Annotated in this window: 8 protein-coding genes, 8 tRNA genes and 1 rRNA gene; 3 read left to right on the forward strand and 14 right to left on the reverse strand. The window is 38.6% G+C overall.

The features are described from left to right. Positions 1 to 16 precede the first annotated feature (16 nt). From V6C17_RS11760 to V6C17_RS11770, 3 genes are all read right to left on the reverse strand, one after another. On the reverse strand, positions 17 to 913 hold the full coding sequence (locus tag V6C17_RS11760; RefSeq protein ID WP_333522774.1) for an alpha/beta fold hydrolase: 897 nt from the start codon (positions 911 to 913) through the stop codon (positions 17 to 19). A gap of 132 nt (positions 914 to 1,045) precedes the next feature. Further along, positions 1,046 to 1,804 carry a tRNA threonylcarbamoyladenosine dehydratase gene (locus tag V6C17_RS11765; RefSeq protein ID WP_333522775.1) on the reverse strand — a complete coding sequence of 253 codons (759 nt, stop codon included), beginning with the start codon at positions 1,802 to 1,804 and terminating at the stop codon, positions 1,046 to 1,048. 56 nt (positions 1,805 to 1,860) lie between these two features. After that, positions 1,861 to 2,757 carry a radical SAM protein gene (locus tag V6C17_RS11770; protein ID WP_333522776.1) on the reverse strand — a complete coding sequence of 299 codons (897 nt, stop codon included), beginning with the start codon at positions 2,755 to 2,757 and terminating at the stop codon, positions 1,861 to 1,863. A 114-nt stretch (positions 2,758 to 2,871) separates the two neighbouring features. On the opposite strand from V6C17_RS11770, the gene V6C17_RS11775 reads away from it, so the two are divergent. Next, positions 2,872 to 3,111: a hypothetical protein gene (locus V6C17_RS11775; protein ID WP_333522777.1), complete on the forward strand. Its 240-nt coding sequence runs from the start codon at positions 2,872 to 2,874 to the stop codon at positions 3,109 to 3,111. A 178-nt stretch (positions 3,112 to 3,289) separates the two neighbouring features. Here the strand turns inward: V6C17_RS11775 and V6C17_RS11780 are convergent, their stop codons facing one another. Then, positions 3,290 to 4,474 carry a metallophosphoesterase gene (locus V6C17_RS11780; protein ID WP_333522778.1) on the reverse strand — a complete coding sequence of 395 codons (1,185 nt, stop codon included), beginning with the start codon at positions 4,472 to 4,474 and terminating at the stop codon, positions 3,290 to 3,292. A 193-nt stretch (positions 4,475 to 4,667) separates the two neighbouring features. Here V6C17_RS11780 and lepB point away from each other — a divergent pair, with 193 nt between their 5' ends. Both lepB and V6C17_RS11790 read left to right on the forward strand, forming a co-directional pair. Continuing rightward, on the forward strand, positions 4,668 to 5,234 hold the full coding sequence (gene lepB / locus V6C17_RS11785; RefSeq protein ID WP_333522779.1) for a signal peptidase I: 567 nt from the start codon (positions 4,668 to 4,670) through the stop codon (positions 5,232 to 5,234). 47 nt (positions 5,235 to 5,281) lie between these two features. Beyond that, positions 5,282 to 5,587, forward strand: a complete 306-nt coding sequence (locus V6C17_RS11790; RefSeq protein ID WP_333522780.1) for a hypothetical protein — start codon at positions 5,282 to 5,284, stop codon at positions 5,585 to 5,587. Between the two features lie 31 nt (positions 5,588 to 5,618). Here V6C17_RS11790 and V6C17_RS11795 read toward each other — a convergent pair whose 3' ends face one another. The 10 genes from V6C17_RS11795 to rrf all read right to left on the reverse strand — a co-directional run bounded on the left by V6C17_RS11795 (position 5,619) and on the right by rrf (position 6,901). Then, positions 5,619 to 5,858 (reverse strand): hypothetical protein, encoded by a 240-nt coding sequence (locus V6C17_RS11795; RefSeq protein WP_333522781.1) that lies wholly within the window; start codon positions 5,856 to 5,858, stop codon positions 5,619 to 5,621. Positions 5,859 to 6,096: 238 nt separating this feature from the next. Then, positions 6,097 to 6,172: transfer RNA gene (locus V6C17_RS11800), tRNA-Thr, on the reverse strand. Positions 6,173 to 6,175: 3 nt separating this feature from the next. After that, positions 6,176 to 6,251 (reverse strand) — tRNA-Phe (locus V6C17_RS11805). Positions 6,252 to 6,292: 41 nt separating this feature from the next. Beyond that, positions 6,293 to 6,369: transfer RNA gene (locus V6C17_RS11810), tRNA-Asp, on the reverse strand. 5 nt (positions 6,370 to 6,374) lie between these two features. Then, positions 6,375 to 6,450 (reverse strand) — tRNA-Val (locus tag V6C17_RS11815). Positions 6,451 to 6,459: 9 nt separating this feature from the next. Further along, positions 6,460 to 6,534 (reverse strand) — tRNA-Glu (locus tag V6C17_RS11820). A gap of 7 nt (positions 6,535 to 6,541) precedes the next feature. Continuing rightward, positions 6,542 to 6,617: transfer RNA gene (locus V6C17_RS11825), tRNA-Lys, on the reverse strand. A gap of 4 nt (positions 6,618 to 6,621) precedes the next feature. Next, positions 6,622 to 6,697, reverse strand: a tRNA-Gln gene (locus V6C17_RS11830). Between the two features lie 7 nt (positions 6,698 to 6,704). Continuing rightward, positions 6,705 to 6,780: transfer RNA gene (locus V6C17_RS11835), tRNA-Asn, on the reverse strand. 4 nt (positions 6,781 to 6,784) lie between these two features. After that, positions 6,785 to 6,901 (reverse strand): 5S ribosomal RNA (rrf, locus tag V6C17_RS11840). Between the last annotated feature and the right edge of the window lie 9 nt (positions 6,902 to 6,910).

Here is a 6,910-nt window from a genome sequence, read left to right on the forward strand (position 1 = left end):
CAGCGTTATCTTTTTATCATTTACTAACATCATCTAGGAATGTCATTATTAATCTATTAAATTTTGCATACTCTTCCGCCTGTGGGTTTACGGCGCTATTCTCGAAAACGTAATACTTGGCTCGTGGATTAATTTCTATAAATTTATCTATATACTGAATGCTGCCTATTTTCGCCTTTCTTCCCCATATTAACAAGATTGGCTGATATATTTCACTGAACTGCTGCTCGATGTTATAATTGCTCATCCCAGTAATAAATGAAGCTGGAGCATATTTAGCATTAGGACATTGATTTGCAGCGTTATACAGGTACTCTACAGTACCTTCTGTGACATTTGCAGGGTTGGCATATATATATTCTGTCAAAAAATATTTAATAGAAGTACGAGAGGCAAAAGCATTGTATAGAGCATCTCCCTGTACAGGATTTGCAAACAACTTAAACATTGCATAATTACTATTGTTTGGCTCCTCATTATTTATTCCAATACCTGATGGCGTAACTAATATTAGCGATTTTACAAGCTCAGGAAATTCTGAAGCAATACCAATGCAATAAGCTGATGATAAGCTACTGGATAATATATGCACAGGCTTTCTTACAACAGCCATAAGGAATTCTCTGATAACAGTTTTGTATACTTCTGCTGTATATACTATTTCTCTCTTTTCAGACATGCCAAATCCCGGCAAATCGACTGCATAGACACTGTAGCATCTATCTAAAGCAGAAATGTTATTACGCCACTCAAAGAATGAAGCACCAGTATTAATCCCATGAATAAGCAGCAGGGGCTCACCATTACCGGAAAGATTGTAAACTATATCGCCGTAGCTGCTGCGAAATATACCTTGCTGCCCTCCTAAAACATTCGGCAGAGGGGGCGCGCAAATTGGCTTATATATATTCATACTGCTTTCTCCTCTCACCTGTTTTATATATCTTATGTTGTAAGAAGTAACTGTGAGATTCACTATCAAAATTTATCTTAGAAGCAAAAAAAACTCTCGAGCTAATCTTAGGAAAAGCTGAGAGTCTTTTTATTATTTTTTAGCTATTAAGTCTTTCACTACCTCACCGGCAATAATCAAACCAACTACTGAAGGAACAAAGGCAATGCTGCCAGGAATCTGGTTTTTTACAGTACACTTTCTGGTGCTGCCTGAGGGACAGACACAATCTGTAGCACAACTTGTTCCTTCACTTTCTAATGGCTTGATGGGTTCCTCCCGAGAATAAACTACCTTTAAAGAATCAATTCCCCGTTTACGTAGTTCTTTTCGCATTACCTTTGCTAAAGGGCAAACTGACGTTTTATAAATATCTGTAACTTCAAACCTTGTCGGGTCAAGCTTATTACCAGCACCCATACTGCTTATAATTGGAATATTCATAGCCTTAGCTTTGGTAACTAAATCTAACTTACCTGTTACGGTATCAATTGCGTCAACTATATAGTTATAATCATCTGAAAGCAATTCTTCTGCTGTATCTGGCATATAAAACTTTTGCAGAGTAGTAACTTCTGCTTTTGGATTTATATCCAATATTCGTTCTTTCATAACTTCAACCTTAGGCTTGCCAATAGTTTTAGAAGTAGCATGCAGTTGCCTATTTATATTAGTCAAGCATATACAGTCATCATCAACTAAGACGAATTTGCCTATACCTGATCGTACTAATCCTTCAACTACGAATGTGCCAACACCGCCGATACCAAAAATAGCTACCTTGCTATTTTCTAGCTTTTGTAAACCTTCTGTTCCGATTAATAATTCTGTTCTGGAAAATCGATGTAACATAATTTCACCTTTATTATTTTTATAGTCTTAAACTCTAATAATACCATCGAGCGATTTTACCTCTCCACGTTATTATATGGGTCCCACTCTTTTAAGTTAATAAGTTCTGCTTCTGCACTTTTAATATTGCTAAGCAGTTTTTCTCTGTCTTGAGGTAATGTGCCAGCAAGCATAGTATAGTTAGATATATGATTGCTGCGAAAAATACAATGACTGTCTGACGGCAGCTCAATGTTACTTATAATATTATACAACTCGCTCATAATTTCGGGAGGTGACAGCAGCTCAAATTCACCACGCTCATACTCATCACGCAATTCACTTCCCCTATACATCATTAAAGTGAGAGCGCTGAGCATATTGGGTCCTATGGCACTTATTGCTTCAGCAGTTTTTTTTGCATGGCGATTTGACCCGCTTTTACCTGCAAGTCCTAGAATTACCATCATCGACAGCTTTATACCTGCACCGATTATTTTCTGTCCTGCTTCAATTGATTGCGCCGCGTTAACTCCTTTGCAGACATGTTCGAGAACCTCGTCATCGCCAGATTCCATCCCATAATATACTAATTTTAATCCGGCCTCATTTAGCTGCTGCAATTCTGCAGTACTCTTCCGTAAAATATCCTGTGGACCTGCATAACATGAAACTCGCTGCAAACGAGGAAAACTATCTTTAAGTATCTTTAATATTTCAAGAAGTTTCTCATTTGCTAAAACTAGGGCATTGCCATCAGCTAAAAATACCCTTCTAATATGGTTTTGATATCTTCTAGCCTGGTTAATCTGGTCCAGGATTTCATCCATAGTTCTTATCCGAAAATTTACACTGCGATACATATTGCAGTAAGTACACCGATTATGTGAACACCCAATTGTGACGCGTAAAATAAAACTCTGAGCTTCACTCGGTGGACGAAACACTGGTCCTTCAGCAGTATCAAAATACATTATTGTCCTCCAAAATTTTAAATATGACTCAATAATATAATTATTTTAGTATTATGTAACAAATACTTGTTATTTCTCATAGTATACATAGGAAGATGCTAGGAGGTGAAATATTTGTACCGTTATGAATTCCCCGAAATCGAGGACTGGGATGAAAGAAGTTATCGCAATAACTATAACGACCGCTGCCTGCCTGCTATAGCTGCGCTTACTGCTGTTGCCGCATTCGCAGCTTGTCGACCACGAAGTTGTTATCCCCGGTATGGTTACTCGTATGGATATTATCCATATTATCGACCTGTATATTGTTCGCCTTATTTTATCTGTATACCAAGGCCCTGTTATCCACGTTAACCAGCTTTAAGCACATTTCCCCCATTTTTACTTAAATTGCACACACACATTGGACTCCCTTGGAGTCTATTTTTTTATCTAAAATCTATAAAGTAATATATTAAATTATACCTGATTAATATCACATTGGCTATTAGAGCCACCAAAAACCAAGTTTTCTGGTGGCCCTTCTTAGGAATTATACCTCAATACTTTTTCTCCTTAATGTAAAGATAGTAACTTCGGCTGGACAGCCTACTCTAAATGGAAACCAGCTTCCAGTGCCAGTACTTACATATCCATAGGAATTGTCTTTTTGATATAACCCTCGCATATATTTATATTTTACTGGTAGCAGAGATTTCCCCATTAAGGCTACCTGCCCGCCGTGAGTGTGACCTGTCAACGTCAAGGGAATTCCCGCATCAAATGCGTTATGAATAAAGTCAGGGTGATGGCTTAATAGTATTTTAAATGCATTTTCAGGAACACCCTGCATTGCTTTATTAAACATATCCTCGCGTTTTGCCACTTGCTCGTATCCGCTATCTGCCCAAGGATAATCGACACCAAGAAGGTAAAATGACTGACCTTTATCGTCTAATAACTTACTGCTATTAGTAAGAACGTTGATCGAGGTATTTGTAAGAGCCTTCCTTACCTTGCTTATGTCGCGAAAATACTCGTGATTACCCCAGCTGAAATAAACGCCAAACTTTAGTTCTGATGTTATTTCATTGAGCTTATCCATGGTCGGTTGTAATAAGGTAAGATCATCAATTAAATCACCGGTTATTACTAACAAATCAGGGTTTTCCCTTTTTACGACACTTAGTACTTCCTCTAAATTGTCAACTGAGAAAAACGCGCCAATATGAGTATCGCTTAGCTGTATAATTTTTAAATTATCTAAGTGAGCTGGCAAAGTTGCTAAAAACAACTCATGCCGCTGTAAAACAAAGCTCGATCCGCCTGAAAAGACGCCGTATGAACTCAGTCCTAATGCTGTCATCGGCAATGTGCCCGCTACAGTTTTTAAAAAAGCACGGCGACTTGCTTGCGGCACTGAACTCATCGTGTCTCGCCTTGCAGCTAACCAGCGTGAAATAATATAAAAAACTGGTGAGAAAAAAAGAATTATGATCTGTCCCATTAACCATACAAACGCCAGTTTTATTAGCACTGGTGATATTGCACCTGGCTGTAACATTCTAATTGAACCTATGCAGGCAATCGTTAGCATACTAAATGCCCAATATAAGCGTGTATAAAAAGGTTCTGCAAACATTGGAAAAGCCTTTTTAAGAAGTCGGTATACTAACCAGCTAATTGCAACTAGAAGTAAAAATGCTATTAATAATGATATCATCGATGGACCGCGCACAAGAACCTCCTGAATTTACCTCATAACATTTAATAATCTTATTATGCAACTTTCTCCTGTATTTACTCTCTTCATTCCTTTGATTTTACCAGACAAAGACCAAAAATTTCAAGGCTAATTACTATTCTCCTCAGGCTATAAATTTGATACAATAGTTTAGTTAGCACTGACATTAACCTTAGGAGGTTTTTACATGAAGCTTTTAGATGAGATATACGATTGGGCGATTAGTTTAACAACTGCTTTCAGTCTAGCCCTAATTATAAATATATTTGTTTTTCAGCCAACACAGGTAGTAGGTAATTCGATGCAGCCAACTTTACAAGACAGCAATTATATTATTATTTCTAAACTTACACACACCTTCAAAACTGAACCAAATTATGGTGATATTGTTATTATAGATAGTCGTGTAAATCGCGATCGCACTTGGAAAGACGATTTAGCTGGCCCCGTATCAACTTACTTAAATGCTCTTGGAGTAACAAAATCTCCAGGACATGAAGTATGGGTTAAACGCGTCATTGGAAAACCTGGTGATATTCTAGAATTTAAAAACAACAAAGTTTATCGTAATTCTATACCTTTAGACGAGCCATATATCAAGGAAGTAATGACATATGCCTCTAACGCTAAAATAGTTGTTCCAACAGATCATGTATTCGTTCTAGGCGACAACCGAAACAATAGCAGCGATAGTCGTTTTATCGGACCGGTTAAAATGGATCATATTTTAGGAACTATGGTACTTAAAATCTAATCATGTACTAATCGCCATTTGCATTATAATATGGTGAGGTGAGTATTGTGGACTCTTCCAAAAATGAAGTAGATTTAAACAGTCTTGTATTACTTGCTGCACTTTTAGCCATTGCTATTGCCAAAGGGCGAACTACCAATGAGATTAACATCATCGGCAATTTTCTTTCCACACTAGGTACAGCTCTCACTGTTATCGGCTCAAATCAGGATAATACTACAGTTCCCGATAAAGACAAAAATGTTGATGTAAATACAGATAATGTGGACTTACAACAGCAAATCAATGTACTTAAGACCAAAATTGACGAACTTGAAAGAGAGCTAATAACAAAAAAAAGTAAGTTCAATTGACCTAATTCGGTCATCGAACTTACTTTTATTTTTAAACCTCACCTCGAAGATGTGCTAATTCTGCTTGTTTTTCACTATAGTACCACCTTACTGAATTACCGATTGCACAACGAATTGCATCCATCTTTCCCTGCTGAGCGAGCTTTTTCAATTTGCTCACATCAAACCCACAAACGGAAAAATAACTAGATGAAATGAAGCCCCTTTCTTTCATGAGTTGACGATAGCTTACACTATCTTTTCGATCCATTTCTACTGTCTTAATTGCCATATTGTGCCTCCCATCAATAAAAAATGAGATTACAAATTGCAGTTGGTACTATACACCTATATTTTAAATCATTTTATTGAATCTGTATATTACATTTTTTAAAAATGTAGCCTAATAATGTTATTTTATTGTAAAGTATTCGTAAATCAGCAATTTATAGTATTAGGCTATCAATAACATGCATAAAGCAAAAAGACCAATTTACCTTTTGAGTAAATTGGTCTTGAATTATAAAGCGTGGAGCTGGCGAGAGGACTTGAACCCCCAACCTGCTGATTACAAGTCAGCTGCTCTACCAGTTGAGCTACGCCAGCAAATGGTGCCTCAGGGCAGAATCGAACTGCCGACACGAGGATTTTCAGTCCTCTGCTCTACCGACTGAGCTACCGAGGCATAGATATTTCTTAGTTTATGCATCTATTTTGATAATAAAATGGCGACCCGGATGGGACTCGAACCCACGACCTCCGCCGTGACAGGGCGGCATTCTAACCAACTAAACTACCGGGCCGTATTTGGTGGGCGATGACAGGATCGAACTGCCGACATCCTGCTTGTAAGGCAGGCGCTCTCCCAGCTGAGCTAATCACCCATATTAAGTTGGTGACCCGTAAGGGAATCGAACCCTTGATACCGCCGTGAAAGGGCGGTGTCTTAACCGCTTGACCAACGGGCCACATAAATGGTGATCCACGATGGACTCGAACCATCGACACCCTGATTAAAAGTCAGGTGCTCTACCGACTGAGCTAGTGGATCATTATGGCTGGGGCGGCTGGACTCGAACCAACGCATGCGGGAGTCAAAGTCCCGTGCCTTACCAACTTGGCGACGCCCCAGTAAAAATGGCTCCTCGAGTAGGACTCGAACCTACGACCGATCGGTTAACAGCCGATTGCTCTACCAGCTGAGCTATCGAGGAATAAAACCGGCATCTACTTATCCTCCCAGGCCGTTTCCAGCCAAGTACTTTCAGCGTATAAGGGCTTAACTACTGTGTTCGGTATGGGAACAGGTGGAACCCCTTAGCTATCGACACCAGATATTTAGGT

Origin of the sequence: Dendrosporobacter sp. 1207_IL3150, from assembly GCF_036763085.1 — a bacterium.
Lineage (GTDB): Bacteria > Bacillota > Negativicutes > DSM-1736 > Dendrosporobacteraceae > JBAIYU01.